General features: G+C 58.8%; 23 protein-coding genes and 1 pseudogene. 14 read left to right on the top strand and 10 right to left on the bottom strand.

Annotated elements, in window-relative coordinates; all coding sequences use genetic code 11:
• Positions 1-4 precede the first annotated feature (4 nt).
• Positions 5-1282 carry a dihydroorotase gene (pyrC, locus tag PG871_RS05720; protein ID WP_270727045.1) on the top strand — a complete coding sequence of 426 codons (1278 nt, stop codon included), beginning with the start codon at positions 5-7 and terminating at the stop codon, positions 1280-1282.
• Entirely contained in the window at positions 1283-1891 is a 609-nt protein-coding gene (plsY, locus tag PG871_RS05715) for a glycerol-3-phosphate 1-O-acyltransferase PlsY (protein WP_270727042.1), read from the top strand.
• Between the two features lie 260 nt (positions 1892-2151).
• Here plsY and PG871_RS05710 read toward each other — a convergent pair whose 3' ends face one another.
• The 5 genes from PG871_RS05710 to PG871_RS05690 all read right to left on the bottom strand — a co-directional run bounded on the left by PG871_RS05710 (position 2152) and on the right by PG871_RS05690 (position 7302).
• Positions 2152-3111 (bottom strand): glycosyltransferase family 2 protein, encoded by a 960-nt coding sequence (locus tag PG871_RS05710; RefSeq protein ID WP_270727039.1) that lies wholly within the window; start codon positions 3109-3111, stop codon positions 2152-2154.
• 14 nt (positions 3112-3125) lie between these two features.
• A complete protein-coding gene (locus PG871_RS05705; protein ID WP_270727037.1) occupies positions 3126-4325 on the bottom strand; it encodes an FAD-dependent oxidoreductase in 1200 nt (399 codons plus the stop codon).
• 292 nt (positions 4326-4617) lie between these two features.
• Positions 4618-5988 (bottom strand): glutamate--cysteine ligase, encoded by a 1371-nt coding sequence (locus tag PG871_RS05700; protein ID WP_270727036.1) that lies wholly within the window; start codon positions 5986-5988, stop codon positions 4618-4620.
• 82 nt (positions 5989-6070) lie between these two features.
• Positions 6071-6580: a hypothetical protein gene (locus PG871_RS05695; protein ID WP_270727034.1), complete on the bottom strand. Its 510-nt coding sequence runs from the start codon at positions 6578-6580 to the stop codon at positions 6071-6073.
• The gene (locus PG871_RS05690; RefSeq protein WP_270727031.1) at positions 6577-7302 is read right to left on the bottom strand and encodes a 16S rRNA (uracil(1498)-N(3))-methyltransferase; all 726 of its coding nucleotides are present in this window, start codon (positions 7300-7302) and stop codon (positions 6577-6579) included. Before PG871_RS05690 ends, PG871_RS05695 begins: the two co-directional genes overlap by 4 nt.
• 12 nt (positions 7303-7314) lie before the next feature.
• On the opposite strand from PG871_RS05690, the gene ubiA reads away from it, so the two are divergent.
• The 5 genes and pseudogenes from ubiA (at position 7315) to lepB (ending at position 11748) form a co-directional block, all read left to right on the top strand.
• Positions 7315-8280, top strand: a complete 966-nt coding sequence (gene ubiA / locus PG871_RS05685; protein ID WP_270727028.1) for a 4-hydroxybenzoate octaprenyltransferase — start codon at positions 7315-7317, stop codon at positions 8278-8280.
• Positions 8281-8338: 58 nt separating this feature from the next.
• Positions 8339-10399 carry an OmpA family protein gene (locus tag PG871_RS05680; RefSeq protein WP_270727026.1) on the top strand — a complete coding sequence of 687 codons (2061 nt, stop codon included), beginning with the start codon at positions 8339-8341 and terminating at the stop codon, positions 10397-10399.
• Positions 10386-10712: a hypothetical protein gene (locus PG871_RS05675; RefSeq protein ID WP_270727024.1), complete on the top strand. Its 327-nt coding sequence runs from the start codon at positions 10386-10388 to the stop codon at positions 10710-10712. Before PG871_RS05680 ends, PG871_RS05675 begins: the two co-directional genes overlap by 14 nt.
• A 211-nt stretch (positions 10713-10923) precedes the next feature.
• A pseudogene (locus PG871_RS20320) lies at positions 10924-11058 on the top strand (DUF805 domain-containing protein); the annotation flags it as partial.
• Positions 11059-11136: 78 nt separating this feature from the next.
• Complete coding sequence (gene lepB, locus PG871_RS05670; protein ID WP_270727022.1) at positions 11137-11748, top strand: signal peptidase I; 612 nt, start codon at positions 11137-11139, stop codon at positions 11746-11748.
• A gap of 187 nt (positions 11749-11935) precedes the next feature.
• Here lepB and PG871_RS05665 read toward each other — a convergent pair whose 3' ends face one another.
• The 4 genes from PG871_RS05665 to PG871_RS05650 all read right to left on the bottom strand — a co-directional run bounded on the left by PG871_RS05665 (position 11936) and on the right by PG871_RS05650 (position 14096).
• A complete protein-coding gene (locus tag PG871_RS05665; RefSeq protein WP_270727020.1) occupies positions 11936-12379 on the bottom strand; it encodes a molybdenum cofactor biosynthesis protein MoaE in 444 nt (147 codons plus the stop codon).
• A 14-nt stretch (positions 12380-12393) separates the two neighbouring features.
• Positions 12394-12639: a molybdopterin converting factor subunit 1 gene (moaD, locus tag PG871_RS05660; protein ID WP_054003261.1), complete on the bottom strand. Its 246-nt coding sequence runs from the start codon at positions 12637-12639 to the stop codon at positions 12394-12396.
• A 5-nt stretch (positions 12640-12644) separates the two neighbouring features.
• Positions 12645-13304: a CDP-diacylglycerol--glycerol-3-phosphate 3-phosphatidyltransferase gene (gene pgsA, locus PG871_RS05655; protein WP_270727015.1), complete on the bottom strand. Its 660-nt coding sequence runs from the start codon at positions 13302-13304 to the stop codon at positions 12645-12647.
• Between the two features lie 138 nt (positions 13305-13442).
• Positions 13443-14096, bottom strand: coding sequence for a ceramidase domain-containing protein (locus tag PG871_RS05650; RefSeq protein ID WP_270727013.1), 654 nt, complete (start codon positions 14094-14096; stop codon positions 13443-13445).
• 60 nt (positions 14097-14156) lie between these two features.
• On the opposite strand from PG871_RS05650, the gene PG871_RS05645 reads away from it, so the two are divergent.
• The gene (locus PG871_RS05645; RefSeq protein ID WP_270727011.1) at positions 14157-14861 is read left to right on the top strand and encodes a metal-dependent hydrolase; all 705 of its coding nucleotides are present in this window, start codon (positions 14157-14159) and stop codon (positions 14859-14861) included.
• On the opposite strand, the gene PG871_RS05640 is transcribed toward PG871_RS05645, so the two are convergent.
• The gene (locus tag PG871_RS05640; protein WP_270727008.1) at positions 14858-15310 is read right to left on the bottom strand and encodes a nucleoside deaminase; all 453 of its coding nucleotides are present in this window, start codon (positions 15308-15310) and stop codon (positions 14858-14860) included. The genes PG871_RS05645 and PG871_RS05640 overlap by 4 nt on opposite strands.
• A 64-nt stretch (positions 15311-15374) precedes the next feature.
• Here PG871_RS05640 and PG871_RS05635 point away from each other — a divergent pair, with 64 nt between their 5' ends.
• The 6 genes from PG871_RS05635 to PG871_RS05610 all read left to right on the top strand — a co-directional run bounded on the left by PG871_RS05635 (position 15375) and on the right by PG871_RS05610 (position 21698).
• Positions 15375-16250 carry a pseudouridine synthase gene (locus tag PG871_RS05635; RefSeq protein WP_270727004.1) on the top strand — a complete coding sequence of 292 codons (876 nt, stop codon included), beginning with the start codon at positions 15375-15377 and terminating at the stop codon, positions 16248-16250.
• 209 nt (positions 16251-16459) lie between these two features.
• Positions 16460-17287 carry a TerC family protein gene (locus PG871_RS05630; protein WP_270727001.1) on the top strand — a complete coding sequence of 276 codons (828 nt, stop codon included), beginning with the start codon at positions 16460-16462 and terminating at the stop codon, positions 17285-17287.
• 207 nt (positions 17288-17494) lie between these two features.
• Positions 17495-18376, top strand: coding sequence for a 5-bromo-4-chloroindolyl phosphate hydrolysis family protein (locus tag PG871_RS05625; RefSeq protein WP_270726998.1), 882 nt, complete (start codon positions 17495-17497; stop codon positions 18374-18376).
• A 29-nt stretch (positions 18377-18405) separates the two neighbouring features.
• A complete protein-coding gene (locus tag PG871_RS05620) occupies positions 18406-19605 on the top strand; it encodes a toxic anion resistance protein (protein ID WP_270726995.1) in 1200 nt (399 codons plus the stop codon).
• Positions 19602-20531, top strand: coding sequence for a DUF2927 domain-containing protein (locus tag PG871_RS05615; protein WP_270726993.1), 930 nt, complete (start codon positions 19602-19604; stop codon positions 20529-20531). Before PG871_RS05620 ends, PG871_RS05615 begins: the two co-directional genes overlap by 4 nt.
• Before the next feature lie 24 nt (positions 20532-20555).
• Entirely contained in the window at positions 20556-21698 is a 1143-nt protein-coding gene (locus PG871_RS05610) for an SPFH domain-containing protein (RefSeq protein ID WP_270726991.1), read from the top strand.

Below are 21698 nucleotides of genomic sequence, written 5' to 3'. Positions count from 1 at the left end.
CCGCATGACCACACTCTTCACCAACGCCCGCCTGATCGACCCCGCCCGCGACAGCGACGCCCCCGGCTGGGTGCTCGTGCGCGACGGCGTGATTGCCGCCTTCGGCGACGGCGACGCCAGCGAAACCGCAGAAGACACCATCGATTGCGGCGGCAAATGCCTCGCGCCGGGCATCGTCGACATCGGCGTCAAAGTTTGTGAGCCCGGCGAGCGCCACAAAGAAAGCTACAAGACCGCCGGTCTGGCCGCTGCCGCAGGTGGCGTGACCACCATGGTCACCCGCCCCGACACACTGCCCGCCATCGACACGCCCGAAGTGCTGGAATTCGTCGAGCGCCGCGCCAACGAAGCCGCGCCCGTCAACGTCGTGCCAATGGCCGCGCTGACCAAGGGTCGCGAAGGCAAAGAGATGACCGAGATCGGCTTTCTCATGGATGCCGGCGCCATTGCCTTCACCGATTGCGACCACGTCGTTACCAACAACAAGGTGCTCAGCCGCGCCATGACATACGCCCGCGCCAACGGCGCTCTGGTCATGAGCCACCCGCAAGACCCCATTCTCTCCGCAGGCGCCGCTGCCAACGCGTCGAAATTCGCCGCCCTGCGTGGCCTGCCTGCCGTATCGCCAATGGCCGAGCGCATGGGTTTGGACCGCGATCTGGCACTGGTCGAAATGACCGGTGTGAAATACCACGCCGACCAGATCACCGCCGCCCGCGCCCTGCCCGCGCTGGAACGCGCCAAGAAAAACGGCTTTGACGTCACCGCTGGCACTTCGATCCACCACCTGACTCTGAACGAGCTCGACGTTGCGGATTACCGCACTTTCTTCAAAATCAAACCGCCCCTGCGCGCCGAAACCGATCGCCTTGCGCTTGTTGAGGCTGTGAAATCCGGTTTGATCGACATCATCTGCTCGATGCACACACCACAGGACGAAGAATCCAAACGCCTGCCGTTTGAAGAAGCCGCCTCTGGTGCAGTTGCGCTGGAAACCCTGCTTCCGGCCGCGATGCAGCTTTATCAAAATGGCGATCTGACCCTGCCGCAACTCTTCAAGGCGATGGCGCTCAACCCTGCCAACCGCCTCGGCCTCACATCGGGGCGCATCGAACAAGACGCGCCTGCGGATTTCGTTTTGTTTGACCCTGACGCACCGTTCATTCTGGATCGCTTCAAATTGCAGTCCAAATCCAAGAACACGCCGTTTGACGGCGCCAAGATGCAGGGTAAGGTGCTCGCCACTTATGTGGCCGGAAAGGCCGTCTACCGGAGAGACTAAATGCCCGTCATAGAATCGACCCCCACCGTCCTGCTGCTTTGGGCGGTGCTCGGATATCTGATGGGGTCGATCCCCTTTGGCATGGTTCTTGCGCGTGTCATGGGGCTGGGCAATCTGCGTGACATCGGGTCGGGCAATATCGGCGCGACAAACGTCTTGCGCACCGGCTCCAAAAAGGCCGCAGTTCTGACGCTGCTTCTGGATGGCGGCAAAGGCGCGGTTGCCGTGCTGCTGGCCCGCGCGCTTGCGGGCGAAGACGCGGCACAGCTTGCCGGTCTCATGGCCTTCATCGGCCATTGCTACCCTGTCTGGCTCAAATTCAAAGGCGGCAAGGGCGTCGCCACTTTCCTTGGCCTGATGCTGGCGCTGGCATGGCCTGTCGGCCTCGCATGTTGCCTGTCATGGCTACTGGGTGCTGCGATGTCGCGCATCTCGTCATTCGCAGCGCTGTTTGCGGCTGGCATATCCACCATCTGGATGGTGGTCCTTGGGCACGACAGCGCGTTCCTGCTGGGCGTTGCGCTGACCCTCATCGTCTTCTGGCGCCACCGCGACAACATCCGCCGCATGCGCGCGGGCACAGAGCCGAAGATCGGGCAAAAGAGCTAATACCCAAGACGGCGCTCACATTTCTGGTCCCCCGCCAAACGTTAGAGTGGACACCATGTGCGATGGGCGTTTTCCAGTGGTCAGGCGAAATCAGGACCTCTGTTTGGAGATATAATTGAGCACTGTGCCGACCGTCTGCTTTGCGCGGCAAGCGCGTTTCGCAAAGCTACGCAAACCGCTATTTAGGCATCTGCGGAAAGAAATTCTGATAGCGCAAATTTGCGCGCCATTGCCCACTTAGAGGCGCGCCCAATCTCGAGCTACTTGGCGATCAAGAGCTGTAGTTTTTCGACCACATCTGGAGCCATTGGATGCGCGAGACGCCCGCATTCCTTAATCACGTTCTGAAGTATCTCTGGCTCGCCTGAAAGCAAACCACGACGAACCATCGAGAACCTCCTCGAGACCATCGCGCCATACGCCGCACTTCGGCACAGCAGCGCAATATCATGTTCCAAATCTTGGTCGACAATCATCTGTTCACTGCGTTTTAGCATTTCGTCTTTGTGCCGTTCCCAAGCTTGAAACCGCCGCTCCACAGACTGCAATTTGCGCCGTTCTTTAGACGCGGAGACCCGCCCGTTCCGGAACAGGCGTTTTTGATACAGAGTTTCTGGAACGTGAATCGCCCGACCTGCATGAAGAAGACCAAGCGCATATTCGCACTCAACAGCAAAGCCTAGATAGTTGTCGGAAGGAAAACCTCCAGTCGTAGCAATTGTGGAGCGACGGGTTACTCCGCGCCAGGGCATCGCGTGAGCGTTTTGGAGGTGGAATCTCAACAAATGTAGACCCCGGCTCTCGTTCCTCGGCAAAACCACTTCCCTTTTGGGAAGATGGGGGGTCGCGAGCATGGTTAGGTCAGCATAAGCGACCGAAGCTTCGGCGTTTTCGCAAACCAAAGGGAAAAGCGTTTCCAAATAATTAGGCAGCCAAAGATCGTCATGCGGCAGGATTACATAGAACTCGGTTTCCACAGACTTAATCAGCGCGTCTATGTTCTCCGCCCATCCCAATCGGACAGAATTTGTTGAAACCCGAATGCGCGGATCACTCAGGAATGGTTCGAGCGCTTCGTACGTTCCGTCAGGGCTGTCATCGTCAGGAGGATCAATTGCAATTTTGACGTTAAAATCAGTAAATGTTTGAGACAATACGGATTTCACAGTTTCCGCAATAAAGTCCGAAGCGCGATAGGCAGGTATACAAACGGTCAGCAAATTAGCCTCCAGCGCTATTCAAGGATCCGGGAAGCCACTTCAGTTGCGAACAGCGGGGCCAAAGTGAATTTGCCCGTATCGATGGAGTGATAACCACCGTCACTGTGCACACCAACCTCGTAGCGATCGTGCAATTTGCTATCTGCGTGATTAATACCGGTTTTCCCCCAAGCAGAAATGTAGCCGCCAACAATCTCCCAGCTTTCAGGCTTTGCTGAAAGTGAACCCGAAGCACCCGGCAACAGTTTTTGCAAATTGTACAGTGTCGACTCGATCAAGTCGGCCCGTCGTGTCGAGCTAAGCAGGATATCGTCAATCGCCGGGCTTAGACCGACTTCCTGTGAGATGAGCCCGGCTGGATACCAAGAAACAAAAGCATTGTCGCCGTATGCGACTGTGTCGCCGTATTCGCCTACAATAAAGGTGGTCGATGGCAGACCTTTGGCAACCGATGGATCGGTCGAACGCAGACCGCATTTGTAACGATGAATCGCGTCTTGCGACCTCTTGATCCCAAATGTGGCATCTAGTTTGAGGCGTTGATGCCATGTTGCGTTCACAACGGCATTGTAGCTCTCAGAAACCATTCCCTGAGCATCCTTGCCTGCAACAAGGTAACCCGTGCCGTCTTCATGGATGGATGAAATTTCAGTCGAATAACGTGCAGTGATGTTCTTTGAGTCTTTCACCGCAGACAAGAGCGCAAGTCGCAAGGCCCAAGGGTCAATCGCGATCTCGTTGGTTTTGAAACTGGCCGCTACGTGCTCCGGATCAAAGGCGCATTCCAGTTCCCGACCAGATTGCTCTCGCGCTTCGGTTTCGCGGGCCAGCATCGCGTGTGGGCCAAGATTCTGAGACAGCATGGAAACTCGTGCAAAATGCGCACGAATCGAATCCAAATCCAACATGCTTGAAAAAGGCACCGCATAGGAGAATGACGATGATGTGTGGTTTTCAAATACGGCTGAACCGACCCAGCGTTCGAGGATAGTTCGAAAACACGCCGCACCTCGCAACATCGTTTTGGCCGTCTTTAGGCTTTGATCCATGGCATAAACATAGCCAAGATGGATTTTGCCCTCGTTCACGCCGCTCGCCCCGAGAAGCGGCGAAGCATTTCTTTCGTAGAGGTCCACATGAACGCCTGCGTCAGACAGACAAAGGGCTGTGACCGTCCCAGTCAATCCAGCACCTATCACCGCTGCTCGCCTCATGATTGCAACCTTGTCGTCGTCAAAAGAGCCTCTGAAATTCAGTTAAGGCAACGACACCAACGTGCGCGGCTTTACTGAAAACGAACTACGAAGTTCATCGCCAAGTTTCAAGCGGAGATAAGGGCTTTAGATTCTACAATTAATATAGGGGCGTACTCCCCCACCATGCTCGGCCCACTTGCGCCTTAAATCCAACGATTCCTAAACCTAGGCTATCGTTTAAGCCGACAAAGACAGCGCGGAACGCGAACAAGCGCCACTACCTATCCGCGTGTGTGCAAACTGCGCCACATCAATAGCTGTATTCGCCGTAAATCTTGCTCAGATCGCCATTCCAGTCGCCGTGATAGCGCTCCAGCAATTCATCCGCCGGCACTTTGCCACTCTCAACACTGTCCTTCAGCGCATTGAGGAAATGCGTCTCATCCGGCACCAGACCACCCGCACCGGGCCGCGCCCGCGCCTTCAGACCTGCTTCGGAAATCGCCACCACATCACGCGCCAGATCGTGCATCTTGATGCCGTTCACTTCGGCCTGCAGGCCATCTTCGCTGGCCGCCACGCGCAAGGCCTCGCGCGTCTCCGCGTCCCAGCCTTTCGCCAGATCCCAAGCGGCATCAAGCGAGGATTGGTCATACATCAGACCAACCCAGAAGGCCGGCAACGCGCAAAGCCGCCGCCAAGGTCCTCCGTCTGCGCCACGCATCTCCATGTATTTCTTGATCCGCGCTTCGGGGAAGGCCGTGGTCAAATGATCCGCCCAATCGCTCAGGGTAGGCATTTCACCTGGCAACGCCGGCAGTTCACCCTTCAGGAAATCGCGGAAACTCATGCCCAGCGCGTCGATGTATTTGCCGTCGCGATAGACAAAATACATCGGCACATCGAGCGCGTATTGCACCCAACGCTCAAAGCCAAAGCCCTCTTCAAACACAAACGGCAACATGCCCGTGCGCGCATCATCCAGATGCCGCCACACCAGCCCGCGCGTGGATTTCATGCCATTGGGCTTGCCGTCCAGAAACGGCGAGTTGGCAAACAGCGCATTGGCCACCGGCTGCAACGCCAGCGCCACCCGCAGCTTTTGAACCATGTCAGGCTCGGACGCGAAATCGAGGTTCACCTGCACCGTGCAGGTCCGATACATCATCACTTTGCCCATCGTGCCGACGCGATCCATGTAATCGGTCATCAACCGATACCGCCCCTTGGGCATCACCGGCATCTGTTCATGAGACCATTCCGGCGCTGCGCCAAGGCCGATGAAACCAACGCCAATCTTGTCGGCAATGTCCTTCACATCCTGCAGGTGCTCGTTCACCTCGTCACAGGTCTGGTGAATGGTCTCCAAAGGTGCGCCCGAAAGCTCCAGCTGCCCCCCCGGCTCAAGGCTCACATTGGCGCCGTCTTTTTCCAGCCCGATCAGCTTGCCGCCTTCTTCCAGCGGCGCCCAGCCATGCCCGTCGCGCAGCCCTTGCAGCACAGCCAAAATCGACCGCTCGCCTTCATACGGCAACGGTTGCAGCGTCTCTTTGCAATAGCCGAACTTCTCGTGCTCGGTGCCAATACGCCACTCATCCTTGGGCTTGCAGCCCGAGGACAAATACTCTGCCAACTGGTCGTGATGCTCAATCGGGCCGCCGCCGGACTGGGGAATGGACATGCGCTCGCTCCGCTGCAAAAAATGTCGTGACAATCAGTCGTGAGCCGATTTGGCGAGACTGTCAATGTGCTCTGATGCACAGTTAGCTCAATCGCCGATCATCCTTCGCCCAGATCAGAACCGGCTCTGCTTTCACGTCCTGCAATCTGGCCAACATTTGTTCGGTTTTTAACCCCGGCAGACTGGCGAAAGCGTCAAACAAAGCCTCGCCACCTTCAGCGTTCACAGGGATGTGAAGCTGCGGACGACCGGGCTGATACAGCGCCCAAACCGCAGGATTGGACCGCCCATCCAGCACCAGACGGCTCAAGGCCCGCACAGCCACACTGCCGCCATTGAGCGGCCCGAAATAGGCGACCTCGCCCTCGACCACCTGCACCACGCCCGGCCCACCCGTGCCACGCCGGAACCGCGCCCGCTGAATACCACTGACAATCAGCGCAATCCCCGCGATTAACACCGCAAAACCGATCCAGCGCAAAATGCCGCCACCGCTGGCCCACCACAGACCAAGCAATAGCACCACCAGCCCAACCAAAACTTCGCGCCATTTGACAATTGCGACCCGCGCCTCCGGACGTATGAAACTCATCCCCAATCCCCTAATGCCTTCTGCCACATCGTCATCGCTGCCACCGCCGCCGTATCCGCCCGCAATATGCGCGGCCCGAGGCTGACGACATGGGCAAACGGCAACACTTTCAGCTTCGCTCGTTCCGCCTCAGAAAATCCACCTTCCGGCCCGATCAGGATCGCCCATTGTTTCGCAGAGGATGCCGCCAGCCGCTTGGCCGCGCCCACCTCCGCCTCATCACAAAACATCAGCTGCCGCCCCTCGGGCCACTCCGCCAACAGCCGCTCAAGCTTGGTAAGCTCTGCAACCTCAGGCACATACGTCCCGCCACACTGCTCCGCCGCCTCAACCGCATGGGCTTGCAAACGGTCCTGCCGGATGCGCTCGGAATTGGTGAACTCGGTCTGCACCGGTACAATCTTCGCGGCCCCCATCTCGGCGGCCTTTTCCACGATGAAATCCGTGCGCGCTTTCTTGATCGGCGCAAACAGCAGCCACAAATCCGGCGGCATCTGCAACGGTTTGGTCTGTTCACGACACACCAACTCACCGCCGCGCTTGCCAGCAACAGCCACCTCACAGCGCCACTCGCCATCGCGGCCATTAAACAGCAGCACCGGATCGCCCACCGCCATGCGCATCACACCAAACAGGTAATGCGCCTGATCGCGCGCGAGAGGAATGGTTTGCCCTTCCCCCAGCCCCTGCTCTACATACAATCTGACTTTTGCCTGTTTCATGGAATCCTACATATGGCCGACACGCCCACAACGCCAGAGCCCCAAGGTCAGGTTTCCGACGCCGTCAAAGGCAATTGGGTGGACCACCTCGCGCCCGCCTTCTCCCGCCCCTACCTGCGCCTTTCACGCGCGGACCGCCCGATTGGGACGTGGCTGTTGCTGCTGCCCTGCTGGATGGGCCTCGCATTGGCCATGCTGTCCGACGGCACCGCCAGCTGGCATGACCTCTGGATCGCGGTGGGCTGCGCGCTTGGCGCCTTTTTGATGCGCGGCGCAGGCTGCACATGGAACGACATCACCGACCGCGACTATGACGCCAAGGTTGAACGCACACGCTCCCGCCCGATCCCTTCAGGCCAAGTCAGCGCCAAACAGGCTGCCGTCTGGATGGGCCTTCAGGCTCTCATCGCGCTGGCCATCCTGCTCAGCTTCAACACCCAAGCCATCGTTCTTGGCATCGTCTCGCTTGCGCCAGTTGCGGTCTATCCGTTCGCCAAGCGCTTCACCTGGTGGCCGCAGGTCTTTTTGGGCATTGCGTTTAACTGGGGGGCGCTTCTGGCATGGACGGCCCACACCGGTCAGCTTCAGGCACCTGCGGTTGTGCTCTATCTTGGCGGCATCGCATGGACCCTGTTCTACGACACCATTTATGCCCATCAGGACACCGATGACGACGCTTTGATCGGCGTGAAATCCACCGCACGCCTGTTTGCCGAGAAAACCCCGCAATGGCTTCAATTCTTTTTGATCGCCACCGTCTCTCTTATTGGTATCGCGGTCATCATGGCCGGCATCGCTGCCACGCCGCTTGCACTTGTTGTCGCCCTTATCGGCCCTGTGGTCATGGGCTGGCACATGCAATGGCAACTTCGGATGCTCAGAACCGAAGACCCTGACCGGCTCCTGATGCTGTTCCGGTCCAATCGCGACACCGGGCTCCTCGCCGTTGCGTTTTTTTCAATTGCCCTGTTCCTGTGATTGCAAGCGCGCGCGTCTCGGCGTATCACTCTGCAACCTTTCATGACTGCCGGCACGAATGCGACTCTCTTCCCTCCTTATCGTCTGCGCCACCTTCGCCACTGCGGCGTTGCTCTCTGTTGTGGCCGCAAGCCTCTCCGCTGATCTAATCGAAGACAGCTCCCGAGAGGCCGTCAAACGCGAACTGTCCCTTGACGGGCAAGACTGGGCCGATGTGCATGCCGAAGGCCTGAACGTCTTCCTTGCTGGCACCGCGCCGACGGAAGCCGCACGGTTTCGCGCCATGACCGCCGCCGGTCGCATCGTTGATGCAGCGCGGGTGATCGACAATATGCAAGTGGTCGCCACCGCCGATATCGCCCCGCCCCGCTTTTCGGTTGAAATTCTGCGCAACGATTCTGGCATTTCCCTGATTGGTCTGGTGCCCCAAAGCAGCGACCGTGCCGCCATCCTGCGCGACATCAGCAAACTGGTTGGCACCCGCGACGTCACTGATCTGCTGGAAACAGCCGCTTATGACGCTCCTGTGGCTTGGGATCAAAGCCTCGGCTACGCTATCGAGGCCCTGCGCGACCTGCCCCGCTCCAAGATTTCCGTGGAGGCCGGACAAGTCAGCATCACCGCCATGGCCAACAGCCCCGAAGACCGCCAACAGCTGTCCGCGAAATTGGTGCGCACTGCGCCGGCGACTGTTGATGTGAACCTCAACATCTCGGCGCCACGCCCCGTGATCACGCCGTTCACCCTTCGGTTTCTGATCGACGAGGCCGGAGCACGGTTTGATGCCTGCTCGGCAGACACCGACCGCGCCCGCACCATGATCCTCAAGTCTGCTCGCGACGCAGGCCTCAGCCCGGGACGCTCCATTTGTACGATCGGCTTGGGCGTGCCCTCGCCGACTTGGGCCGACGCCGTGGAAACCGCGATCACAGGTCTGGCCGAATTGGGCCAAGGCTCTGTGACCTTCTCGGATGCCGACATCACCCTTATCGCCGCGCAAGGCACCGATCCGGCGTTGTTTGACAAGGTCGTCGGCGAAGTGGAAAGCGCACTGCCAGACGTATTTGCGCTCAGCGCGACCCTGCCCGCCACTCCCGAGGCCTTGGCCGAGGGCACCACACCGGAATTCAACGCCACCCTCAGCCCCGAAGGGTTGGTTCAACTGCGCGGTCGCCTCTCCAACGAAATCTCCCGCACCACAACTGAAAGCTATGCCCACGCCCGCTTTGGCAGCGAACAGGTTTACATGGCAGCCCGCCTTGACGACACCTTGCCGCAAAGCTGGCCGTTCCGGGTGATGGCCGGTCTGGATGCACTGGCGCAACTGCACAACGGCTCGCTGATGGTAACACCGGAATCGCTGGCCATAACCGGCCGCACCGGCGATCTTGAGGCCAACGCCCGCATTGCCCAAATCCTCGCGGACAAGCTTTCCTCCACAGACCACTTCTCGATTGATGTGCTTTATGTCGAGGAACTTGACCCGCTCGCCGCCCTGCCCACTGTCGAAGAATGCATCGCCGATATTCAGGCCTTCGCCAAGGAAAACAAAATTGTGTTTGAACCCGGCTCGGGCACGCTGGACGCGTCTGCCGCCGACGTGCTGGACTCCATCGCGATCAAGATCGCCGACTGCCCTGACCTGCAATTGGAAATCCAAGGCCACACCGACAGCCAGGGGCGCGAGTCGATGAACCAGGCGCTCAGCCAAACCCGCGCCCAATCCGTTCTGACCGCGCTGCAAGACCGCCGCATCCTGACCAAAGGGTTTGTCGCCGTCGGATATGGGGAAAGCAAACCCATCGCCGACAACGAGACGCAAGAAGGCCGCGACGCCAACCGCCGGATCGAATTTGTGCAAGTCATGCCTGAGACCGAGGAACAGACCGAAGGCGAGGCTGAGGCCGACGCAGAAACCGACGCGTCTGACACCGCCACATCAGAACCGGAGACGGCCGATACCTCCGATGCCCAAGCGCAAACAACTCCGGAAACTGATGGCGAAGCCGTTGACTCCGAGGCCCAAGAAGCCGACACCGACAGTGAGGCAGACGCAGACAACGCCGAAACAGCGGACCCAGACGCCGCGGGCGAGGAGACGACCAATGACCAGAATTGACTTCATCCTGACAACAGCCGTCATCCTGTTTGTGGCTTTCTCAATGGGGTGGTTTGCCAATTGGCTGGTGCACCGTTTCACCCGCGTCGCACAAGCTGACGTGGATCAACTTGAGCGCATGAGCCAAGAGTTGCACGAAGCCGAAGAGACCCGTGATCAGGCGATCACCTACCTGCAACAGCGCGAGGCCGAGCTGACCAATCAGCTGACCCAGACCGAAGCCGAGCTGCGCGCCGCGATGGATGGCCTGCGCGATGCCCGCACCGATGCAGAGGAATTGCGCGCCCACGTCGAGCGCATGAACGCAGGCTGAGCACACACTCTTAAAAGTTGTATTCAAACTCAAACTCGGTGACAGTTGCGGCACCTCCTACGCTTCAACAGGCTGACATACTTTGCATTTCTCTCCCTTCAAGTGGAGCGGCACCCTGTCGCGTAAGCCTTTTTGGATCGCCAGCCTCAGCATTCTGGCGCTCACTTTCACGTTCCTCTTTGTTCAAACATATCTGAACTGGCCCAAATAGATCGCCCTGACCACGGTCGCATTTGCGCAACTTACTCTGTGGCCGCTCTGCGTTCGCCGGTTGCATGACGCAGGCCGAAACGGATATTGGTCCCTTCTTTGCCTCTTTGGGCTTTGGATCCTCGTATTGCCTGTGATCGGCTTCTTGCGCGCCGCAACCCTGCCGCAACAAGCATGGCCCACCCACTTCACACATCGGCTTGGACAAGGGGTGTTGACCCTATTCCTGGCACTTTGCATTAGCCGCGCCTTCTGGGAACCTTTCTCTATCGCCTCTGGCAGTATGACGCCGAACTTGCTCGTGGGCGACTACGTGATCGCGGTAAAATCCCAACACGTCGAGCGCGGCGAGGTCATCGTTTTCAAACACCCGCAACAGCCTGAGTCCTGGATTGCACGTGTCATTGGCCTCCCCGGAGAAACGATCCAGATGAAAGAGGGTCGTGTTCTCATAAACGGCGAGAGCGCCGGAATGGCAGCTTTGCCGCCGTTCCGCGAAATCATGATGAGACGGGGCTCATTTGACACTTTGCCAAGGTGTGCGAACGCTCCCGTGGCAATTTCCGACTGGTGCGAAAAGGACCAGTTTCTCGAAACCCTACCCGACGGGACACAACAGGCTGTTTTGAATGTCGGCAATACACGGGTCGACAACACTGGCCTCTACACCGTGCCCGAAGGTCATATCTTTGTCCTTGGAGACAATCGTGACAATTCAGTCGACAGCCGTTTGCCCGCCGCCCACCGTGGCGTCGGATTCGTGCCTCTGGAAAACGTCACCAGTCGCGGGCAATCGTTTTATATTCTGCCGCCGATCCAACAATGACCAATGCGCCGCGGCCCACCGAAAGCCGGTTCTGGTTGCCGGTGAAAAAATAGAGCACCGACCGTTGCGTGAACAATGTCGCCCGGCGAAATTCGCACCGACGCGATACCGACGTTTTGCAGCCGCGATACAGACAGGCGTTTTCTTGCAATTTCAGAAAGTTAACGCGGGATTCGCCTGACGCCGATCACCAGCGGTTCAACGCGTCTTCGTCTTCATCTTTCGCGGCAACCCAATCGGCCCCGTCAGAGGTGATTTCTTTCTTCCAGAACGGCGCGCGGGATTTGAGGTAGTCCATCAAAAACTCCGCCGCCTCAAAGGCGTCCTTGCGATGCGGTGAGGCCGTCGCAACCATCATGATCATCTCACCCGGTGCCAGATCACCATAGCGGTGAATGACCAAAACATCCCCAAGGCTCCAACGATCCCGCGCCTCATTCGCGATTTTTTCCAACGCTTTCAGCGTCATGCCGGGGTAGTGTTCGATTACCATCCGGTCCAAATCGCCCCGTGCTAGATCCCGCACGACACCGGTAAAGGTCACAATTGCCCCCATGTCGCGATGCCCGCTGGCAAAGGCGCTGGCCTCGGCACCCAGATCAAACGGCTCAGACTGAACTGCGATTTTCATGACGGAAACCCTCTTTAGCCGCCAGTCATCGGCGGGAAAAACGCCACTTCCCGTGCGCCCTCAAGTGAGGCGTCAAACTCGGTCAGCTCCTGATCTACTGCCACCCGCAGCGCGCTCAAATCCGCAAACGCGGCAGCGTAACGCTCTTCGCGCCCGCGCAATTCCTCAACCAGATCAGTCACGGTTTTTGCTTGTGTTTCAACGACTTCCTTCGGAACACCGATCCGCTCGCGCACCCATGCAAAATACAAAACATCCATCGTGCTCAATCCTTCAGATGCGGCAAAGCTTTGCGGAAATAGTCATACCCGGTGATCGCTGTTAGCGCCGCCGCGACCCACAGCAACACCAACCCGATCCATCCGGTCCAGACCATGCCCGCGTGTTTCCACAACAGCCCTTGCGTGTCCTCAACGGCACCGGTCATCACCTGATCGACCATCGCCTGATCCATGCCCCATGCCGACATACCGAGATAGTGTTCAAACACGCCCTGCCCGAACAGAATGGCAATCGCCACCATTTGTGTCGCGGTCTTCCATTTTGCCAGTTTGGTGACTTTCAACGTGCCGGCGACATCGCCCAGAAATTCGCGTAATCCGCTGACAAACACTTCGCGGAACAGGATCAAAGTCGCCGGAAGCACCAGCCAGGGTGACATCGACGAGTAGCCCACAATGACCATCAACGCGATCACCACCATCGCCTTGTCGGCAATCGGGTCGATCATCGCGCCAAGTCGGGTTTCCTGCTTCCATAGTCGCGCCAAATACCCGTCAAACCAATCGGTGACAGAGGCGATCAAGAAAAGACAAAGCGCAAACCAGTCGGCGTAAGGCCTTGTGAAGTATAAAAACATCACGGCGATCATCGGCGCAGCGGCAAGCCGCAGAACCGACAGCATATTGGGCACATTCCAAGTCATACTGACTTCCTAAGCTCTTTTGGTTCGCGCGAAAACCCCATCCATGGCCCTGTCGCTCTTTGTCGCGCCGGCATCACACCAAATGCTCCCGCCTGTCCGGCACCCGGCTGCGCCACGCACCCTCCTGTTGGGCCCGGCTCAGCCTTGCTGAGCCTCCACGTGACGCCGGTATACCTCGATCATCCACCCCAGCATGACGGCATTCAGGATGTGCCACAAGAAATGCGTACCAAGCGGAAGCGTCGTGCAAACACGCGCATCAACTGACCGCATCGTCAGCGATACCATCAGGATCACCACGCCAATGGCCAGTCCTGTGGACACCCTGGGCAAGCGCTTGCGAAGGGCGATTGCGTAAAGCGCAATCATCGCCGGAACCGGCAGATACGCAGCAGAAACACCCAAAACGGGGAGCGCCTCAAACATAGGCATCAAGACATAAGCAAAGGGGAAAAACAGCAGCGTCGCGACAAAAGCCCAAAGGCCGGACATGCCCCGGAAGTCGCGGTTGGCCGCAAAAATGTAGAGCAAAACATAAGCGGCAATCGGCGTTGTATCCGCCACCGCGGCCCAGACCACCGCATGGGTGTGAAACAGATAGCTGCCCACTCCAATCAACCCGAGAATGACGCAGAGCGCCTGCGCCAATCCCATCCTCGGTCCCTGCACCCGCCGCCACATAATCAGCGCCGCAATCAAAAAGGCCGCATTCGTCACCGCGTTCACCGGCTCGGCCCAATACTCCGGCCCTGACCGCTCGCAATAGGCGTCAATATACTGCGTCCACTGCATGTTCTCTTCCCATCTTTTCCGCCCGTGTTAGTCTTGCCTCAAAGCATCAGGAGACACAGCATGAAAATTATCTGGATGGGCCACGGCTCTTTTCGAATCGAAACCGGCGATCTTGTGCTGTTGCTCGACCCATGGCTGACCGGCAATCCGGTATTGCCTGAAGATCAACACGACACCGCGACTGCTGGCGCCACACATCTGATCCTAACGCACGCGCATTTTGATCACGTCGCCGACATGCTACCTCTCGCGCGTAAATTGAACATTCCGGTGGTGGGGCAATATGATCTGATGGGCTATTGGTCAGAGCACGAAGGCATTGAAACTGTTGGGTTTAACAAGGGCGGCACAGTGGCTTTGAGCGAGACTGTCAAACTGTCGATGGTGCCAGCGTCCCATAGCTCCACTTTTGGCACCGACACCGGTCCCCGCACCGGCGGCACCGAAGTCGGCTTTATGCTGCAGGCCGAAGGTCACACTGTTTATCTGTCCGGCGACACCGACATCATGGCCGACATGGATTGGATGGCCGATTACTACAAACCCGACATTGGCATCCTCTCTGCGGGCGGGCATTTCACCATGGACATGCGCGGCGCCGCCTATGCCGCCAAACGTTATTTCAGCTTCAAAACGGTGATCCCGTGCCACTACGGCACATTCCCGATACTGGAACAGTCCGCGCAGGATCTGATCGACGGATTGCCGGGCGTGGATGTGGTCGAGCCACAGTTGATGCAAGCCATTGAAATCGCCGCGGTCTAGGGACGTTTGGCAGCAAAGAAAGCCTTAAGCATCGCCTCAGCCTCGTCAGCGGCGATGCCGTCGTAAACCTCGGGCACATGATGGCTTTGCGGATGGGAAAACACGCGTGGCCCCTGTGCGACACCGCCGGATTTGGGATCGGACGCGCCATAGTATACCCGCGCAATCCGCGCCTGGCTGATCGCGCTGGCACACATCGGACAGGGCTCCAGCGTCACGTATAAGTCGTGCCCCGGTAGCCGCTCGCTGCCCAATTCGGCACAGGCGGCGCGGATCGCCAGAACTTCGGCATGCGCTGTCGGATCGCTCAACTCGCGCGTGCGGTTGCCCGCCGCCGCAACCACTGCGCCGTCAGGGGACACAATCACGGCGCCCACCGGCACCTCGCCCCGTGTGGCGGCTTTGCGCGCCTCGGCCAAAGCCTGCGCCATATGGCTCTTGAACGTCATGGGGCTAGGTGATGCCTGCTCGCGCCCCCTTTCGCAATCCCTCAAATGCCGCTAGAGGAACCAAATGAACCGCAAACCCACAAAGCCCGGCCCGTCCTCCAAGCCCGCCTCACGCTCATCGGCGCGGCCTCAGAAAACTGCGCACAAAGCGCCGGCCACACCAGCTGGCGCCACGCCCGAGGGCGACCGCATTGCCAAAGTTCTTGCCCGCGCCGGCGTGGCCTCGCGCCGCGAGGCCGAGCGTATGATTGGCGCAGGTCGTGTCAGCGTGAATGGCAAGGTGATCGACAGCCCCGCGCTGAACGTGACCGACAAGGCCCGCATCCTGGTGGATGGCAAACCCATTGCCGAACCCGAGCCCGAACGCATCTGGCTCTACCACAAGCCTCTTGGACTGGTGACCACAAACAGCGACGAAAAAGGCCGCACAACGATCTTTGACAAATTGCCCCCCGAACTGCCGCGCGTAATGACGGTGGGTCGGCTCGACATCAACTCCGAAGGTCTTCTGCTGTTGACCAATGATGGCGGTGTCAAACGCAAGCTTGAGCTGCCGGAAACCGGATGGCTGCGCAAATACCGCGTGCGCGTTAACGGTCGCCCCACCGAGGACACCTTTGCTCCGTTGCGAAAGGGTATCGTGGTGGACGGCGAAAAATTCCAACCTATGGAGCTAACGCTGGACCGCCAACAAGGCGCAAACGCATGGGTGTCCGTGGGTTTGCGCGAGGGCAAAAACCGCGAAATCCGCCGCGCCATGGAGGCCATCGGCCTGTCCGTGAACCGGTTGATCCGCGTCAGCTATGGACCTTTCCAGCTAGGCAACCTCAAGGCCGGCGCGGTCGAGGAGCTGCGCCGCCGCGTGGTGCGCGATCAGCTCGGCTTGGACGGCGCCGTACCACCTGAAACGCGCCGCACGCCAACACGCCGTCGGAAATAATCTCTGCACGTGTTTCTTTTGGTAGGGCTCAACGCACCGCTTTGAGCCTAAAGGGGCCTTGCCCCTGCGACAGCAGGCTGTCGCCCACCCCGTTATCTGTCAGCATGTACAAGGGCGGGGGGAATTTGGCGGTACGAATTTCATTTGTTTGTCACTCGTCATGCGGTATTGAGCCAAAAAACGCATAAAAACCAACGGGGACACGCGCGATGGCCGACCTTCTAACCTTGGGAAACCTCACCGATTTGCTGATGCTCTGCTTTTTGCAGGCGGTGCTTGGGTTCGACAACCTTCTGTATATCTCGATCGAAAGCCAACGTGCGCCCGCCGCGCAGCAAAAATCCGTGCGCTTTTGGGGCATCATCATTGCTGTGGCCCTGCGGGTGGTTCTTCTGTTCACTATGATCCAACTGATCGACGCCATGGCCGAGCCGTTTGTGGTCTTTGCTGAAGGCGGCATAATCGAGGGCGGCATGAACTTTGCCACAGTGATCTTTATCGTTGGCGGCATCTTCCTGATGTATACGGCCGTCAAGGAGATCAGCCACATGCTCTCGCTTGAGCATCTGGGCACCGACGTCAACCACAAGGGCCGCAAATCTGCGGTTCAAGTTGTGCTGCTGATCGTCGCCATGAACCTGATTTTCTCCTTTGACTCAGTGCTTTCCGCGCTCGCCATCACCGACGTCTTCCCAATTTTGGCCACGGCTATTTTGCTTTCAGGCGCGGCCATGCTGCTTTTGGCGGACGGGGTGACCGAGTTCCTCAAGAAAAACCGCATGTACGAAGTGCTGGGCCTCTTTATCCTGCTGATCGTCGGTGTGGTGCTTTTGGGCGAAGCCGGTCAGGCGGCAGCCCACGCCATGCATGATCCGGCGTTGGCGCTCAAATTCTTCGGCTACGAAGTTATCCCGATGTCCAAGACCACCTTCTACTTCTCGGTGGCCGTGCTGTTTATCGTGGAAATCCTGCAATCGGGCTACGCCCGCAAGCTGTCTGCGGAACGCGCTGCCGAACAGGACGGCGGCACTCACTGATCAGGCTCTGGCGGGCTGGGCACTCTGTCTCAGCCCGTCCTGCGGCGTGGTCAGGAATCTTCCCCCTAGCCACGGAGCGGCAGAGTTCCTAGATTTCAAAGCGGGTTAGAGGGGCCAAACAGTCATGTCTGAAAGCGGATTGCAAAAACTATCCTTTGTTCTTCTTGTCATCCTGATCCTTTATGTGACGGTGACCGGAGGCGCATGATGGCTCAGAAATTTGGTGGAAAATTCAGCCCCGATGGGCAATCCGGGGGATCAACCCCTCAGACGGAAGCCTTTCAGAACGCACGCCGTTCCCGGGCCGGAGGACGGGTAAACCTGCTGTTTATCGCGCCACTGCCGCTGATCTGGAAGGCGTTCACATCTGAGCCTGTCGTCATGGCGCAATACCTCGGCGCTTTGGGTGTTCTGTTGCTGGCCGCATGGCTGACGCGCTCCGGCCAAGAAGCGCACGACGCCTATGACACCCGCAAAGTTGCCCGGCGCCCGGCCTTGCCCCGAAAAATTCTGGGCGCGGTGTTGACCGGTGGCGGCCTTGCACTGGCTGGCTTCGCCGGTCACGGGCTGGTCGAGGCGGCGATCTTTGCCGTTGTCGGGTTTTGCTTACATCTTTTTGCCTTTGGCCCTGACCCGCTGCGCGACAAGGGCATGGAGGGTGTGAACCTTCATCAAACCGACCGCGTCGCCCGCGCCGTAGAAGATGCCGAAGAGCACCTTCGCGCCATGGAAGACGCCATCAAACGCTCCGGCGACCGCGCGCTAGAGGGCCGCGTTGCACAGTTCCAACAAGCTGCCCGCGCCCTGTTTCGCACGGTGGAGAACGACCCGCGCGATTTATCGTCGGCGCGACGCTATCTGGGCGTCTATTTGCTGGGCGCCAAGGACGCGACAGTCAAGTTTGCCGACCTTTACAGCCGTACCCGCAACCCCGAGGCCCGCATCGAATACGAAGAATTGCTGGATGATCTCGAAGAAAACTTTGCCGCCCGCAACCAAAAGCTGCTTCTGGATGACAAGGGCGATCTGAACATTGAAATCGACGTGCTGCGCGAGCGGCTTGCCCGCGAAGGCGTGCACCACAACTGACGTCAAAACTCCACAGGAGAGGGACCACTATGTCTGACACCACCCGCCAAAAAGCCGAGGCCGCGCTGGCCGAAGTCGAACAGGTTTCCGCCGTGATCCTGCCCGAGCCAACCGAAGCCACTGCAATTGTGGCTCTGGCAGAAGCGGATGCGCCGGTCTCTGCCGAGATCACCAAGCGCATGGCCGAACTGGACATGTCCAACACCAACTCGATCGTGTCATTTGGCTCCGCCGCGCAGTCGGAATTGCAAACCATCTCGCAAGCCATGCTGCAGGACGTGCGCAACAAAGACGTCGGCCCCGCCGGTGACAGCCTGCGCGACATTGTCACCACGATCCGTGGCTTCTCGGTCTCCGAACTCGACGTGCGCCGCAAGCGCTCGTTCTGGGAAAAACTGCTGGGTCGCGCCGCGCCGTTTGCCCAGTTCACCGCTCGTTTTGAGGAAGTGCAGGATCAGATCGACAAGGTCACCGACAATCTGTTGGGCCACGAACACACGCTGCTCAAAGACATCAAGTCGCTCGATGTGCTCTATGATAAAACCCTCGCGTTTTATGACGAACTGGCGCTCTATATCGCTGCGGGTGAGGCCAAAATCGCCGAGCTTGATACTGAAACCATTCCAGCCAAAGAAGCCGAAGTGCAGGCTGCGGATGAAAACGCTCAGGTCATGAAGGCGCAGGAACTGCGGGATCTGCGCGCTGCGCGTGACGATCTGGAACGCCGCGTGCACGACCTCAAACTGACCCGTCAGGTCACCATGCAATCGCTGCCGTCCATTCGACTCGTGCAAGAAAACGACAAGTCGCTGGTCACCAAGATCAACTCGACACTGGTCAACACCGTGCCGCTTTGGGAAACCCAACTGGCGCAGGCTGTGACCATTCAGCGTTCGGCCGAAGCAGCTGCCGCCGTGCGCGACGCCAACGATTTGACCAACGAGCTGTTGACCGCCAACGCCAAAAACCTGCGCGAAACCAACAAGGTTGTGCGCGAGGAAATGGAACGCGGTGTGTTTGACATCGAAGCCGTGAAACAGGCCAACGCCGACCTCATCGCCACCATCAACGAGTCGCTTCAAATCGCGGATGACGGCAAAGCCAAGCGCGCCGCCGCCGAGGAGGACATGAAAAAGATGGAAGCCGAACTGCGCGACACGCTGGCATCCGCCAAAGCCCGCAAAACCGGTCTGGGCGACTCTGCCGCGACCGCCGTGCCCGGCGCGTGAAGGCAGCCCGTCGCATAGCTTTGACCCTGTCGTTGGCGGCCGCTCTGGCCGCCTGCGACACCATCGACACGGCCAGAGGCACAGGCACCGCGCCAACTGTCGCGGCCAAACCGACGGTATCCGAAGCCAGCCAATCGCTGCGCAACTACTATGTGCATCTGCAACAGGATCATCAGGCCCGCGGCTTGCTGCGGGTTGATGGCGGTGGACCGGACACGCCCTTTACGCCCGACATGCTGGCGCGCAATTTTGAAAACATCGCCTTTTTTGAGGAATACGCCCGCAACAGCGGCATCAGCCAAAAAGGGCAGGCCTCTGATCTGCGCCGGTGGAACCGCCCCGTACGCATCAGCCTCGAATTTGGCCCGTCGGCAACTGCGGACATGATTGCCAAGGACCGTGCAGCACTGGACGCGCTGGTGCCGCGCCTTGCGACGGCAACCGGCCACAGAATTTCGCAAAACGCCACGCGGGCGAATTTTCATGTGCTGGTGATGGGCCAGGATGACCGCGACACATTGGCCGCCCGCATCGACACGCTTCTGCCCAACGCGTCTCCGTCGACTCGCAATCTGTTCCTGAACATCCCGCGCGACTTCTTGTGTTTCGTAACCACCTTCTCCACCTCCGAGCCCGGGCATCATTATGACACCGCCGTGGCGCTCATCCGCGCCGAACAGCCTGACCTTTTGCGCAAGTCCTGCCTGCACGAAGAAATCGCCCAAGGCCTCGGCCTGCCCAACGATTACCAGAAGGCCCGCCCGTCGATTTTCAACGACGACGACGAATTTGCGCTGCTCACCACACATGACGAAATGCTTCTGAACATGCTTTATGATCCCCGCCTCACCGCGGGCATGACCGTGGACGAAGCCCGCCCCATCATTTACATCTTGGCCCGTGAACAGACGGGCCGCGTTTACTGATTTTTCTTCGAAAGGAACCGCCACATGGGTATCTTCGACTTTCTCACCGGTGAATTCATCGACGTCATCCACTGGGTAGACGACACCCGCGACACGCTTGTTTGGCGGTTCGAGCGTGAAGGCCACGAAATCAAATACGGTGCCAAGCTGACGGTCCGCGAAGGTCAGGCTGCCGTGTTTGTGCACGAAGGCCAACTGGCCGACGTGTTCACCCCCGGTCTTTATATGTTGGAAACCAACAACATGCCGGTAATGACCACGTTGCAGCACTGGGATCACGGCTTCAAAAGCCCGTTCAAATCCGAGATCTACTACGTCAACACCACGCGCTTTGCCGATCTGAAATGGGGCACCAAAAACCCGATCATGGCGCGTGACCCAGAATTTGGCCCCGTGCGCCTGCGCGCCTATGGCACCTATGCGATCCGTGTTGTCGACCCTGCACGCTTCCTGACCGAAATCGTCGGCACCGACGGCGAATTCACCATGGACGAGATCAGCTATCAGATCCGCAATATCATCGTACAGGAATTCTCCCGCGTGATTGCGTCCTCGGGCATTCCAGTGCTGGACATGGCCGCTAACACCGCCGATTTGGGCAAGCTGGTCGCGGCTGAAATCTCAGGCACATTGGCTGAATACGGCCTCTCGATCCCCGAGCTTTACATCGAAAACATCTCGCTTCCGCCTGCTGTTGAGGCAGCGATGGACAAGCGCACATCAATGGGCATCGTCGGTGACCTTGGCGCCTACACACAGTTTTCCGCAGCCGAAGCTATGACCGCCGCTGCACAGACGCCCAACTCTGGCATGGGCGCGGGTCTTGGCATGGGAATGGGCATGGCGATGGCCCAACAGATGGCTGCGCAAAATGCGCAGCCCCAAGTGGGCCCGTGGGGCGCCGCCCCCGCCGCGGCTCCTGCTCCGCAAGCCGCCGCAGCACCGCCTCCGCCGCCTCCGCTCGAGCACGTCTGGCACATTGCAGAGAACGGCGCCACCAAAGGCCCATTCTCCAAGGCCGCTCTGGGTCGCATGGCAACCGCCGGTGAAATTACCCGCGAAACCCATGTTTGGACCGCAGGCCAAGACGGCTGGAAACACGCCGAAGACGTGGCCGAACTGGCCCAGCTCTTCACGATTTTGCCACCACCACCTCCGGGGATTTAA

This window comes from Shimia sp. Alg240-R146 (genome assembly GCF_947331465.1).
In the GTDB taxonomy this organism is placed as follows: Bacteria; Pseudomonadota; Alphaproteobacteria; order Rhodobacterales; family Rhodobacteraceae; genus Shimia.
Note: the sequence above shows the minus strand (reverse complement) of the source record. Positions and strands in the feature narration are given on the sequence as shown.

Bases quoted from the DNA above. Each gene is read 5' to 3' on its own strand.
- PG871_RS05695 (WP_270727034.1), bottom strand. From the start codon at position 6,580: ATGAGTTTCATACGTCCGGAGGCGCGGGTCGCAATTGTCAAATGGCGC.
- moaD (WP_054003261.1), bottom strand. From the start codon at position 12,639: ATGGATGTTTTGTATTTTGCATGGGTGCGCGAGCGGATCGGTGTTCCG.
- plsY (WP_270727042.1), top strand. From the start codon at position 1,283: ATGCCCGTCATAGAATCGACCCCCACCGTCCTGCTGCTTTGGGCGGTG.
- PG871_RS05650 (WP_270727013.1), bottom strand. From the start codon at position 14,096: ATGCAGTGGACGCAGTATATTGACGCCTATTGCGAGCGGTCAGGGCCG.
- PG871_RS05690 (WP_270727031.1), bottom strand. From the start codon at position 7,302: ATGAAACAGGCAAAAGTCAGATTGTATGTAGAGCAGGGGCTGGGGGAA.
- PG871_RS05640 (WP_270727008.1), bottom strand. From the start codon at position 15,310: ATGACGTTCAAGAGCCATATGGCGCAGGCTTTGGCCGAGGCGCGCAAA.
- PG871_RS05675 (WP_270727024.1), top strand. From the start codon at position 10,386: ATGACCAGAATTGACTTCATCCTGACAACAGCCGTCATCCTGTTTGTG.
- ubiA (WP_270727028.1), top strand. From the start codon at position 7,315: ATGGCCGACACGCCCACAACGCCAGAGCCCCAAGGTCAGGTTTCCGAC.
- PG871_RS05635 (WP_270727004.1), top strand. From the start codon at position 15,375: ATGAACCGCAAACCCACAAAGCCCGGCCCGTCCTCCAAGCCCGCCTCA.
- PG871_RS05610 (WP_270726991.1), top strand. From the start codon at position 20,556: ATGGGTATCTTCGACTTTCTCACCGGTGAATTCATCGACGTCATCCAC.
- PG871_RS05620 (WP_270726995.1), top strand. From the start codon at position 18,406: ATGTCTGACACCACCCGCCAAAAAGCCGAGGCCGCGCTGGCCGAAGTC.
- pgsA (WP_270727015.1), bottom strand. From the start codon at position 13,304: ATGACTTGGAATGTGCCCAATATGCTGTCGGTTCTGCGGCTTGCCGCT.
- PG871_RS05625 (WP_270726998.1), top strand. From the start codon at position 17,495: ATGGCTCAGAAATTTGGTGGAAAATTCAGCCCCGATGGGCAATCCGGG.
- PG871_RS05700 (WP_270727036.1), bottom strand. From the start codon at position 5,988: ATGTCCATTCCCCAGTCCGGCGGCGGCCCGATTGAGCATCACGACCAG.
- PG871_RS05665 (WP_270727020.1), bottom strand. From the start codon at position 12,379: ATGAAAATCGCAGTTCAGTCTGAGCCGTTTGATCTGGGTGCCGAGGCC.
- PG871_RS05630 (WP_270727001.1), top strand. From the start codon at position 16,460: ATGGCCGACCTTCTAACCTTGGGAAACCTCACCGATTTGCTGATGCTC.
- pyrC (WP_270727045.1), top strand. From the start codon at position 5: ATGACCACACTCTTCACCAACGCCCGCCTGATCGACCCCGCCCGCGAC.
- PG871_RS05680 (WP_270727026.1), top strand. From the start codon at position 8,339: ATGCGACTCTCTTCCCTCCTTATCGTCTGCGCCACCTTCGCCACTGCG.
- PG871_RS05705 (WP_270727037.1), bottom strand. From the start codon at position 4,325: ATGAGGCGAGCAGCGGTGATAGGTGCTGGATTGACTGGGACGGTCACA.
- PG871_RS05645 (WP_270727011.1), top strand. From the start codon at position 14,157: ATGAAAATTATCTGGATGGGCCACGGCTCTTTTCGAATCGAAACCGGC.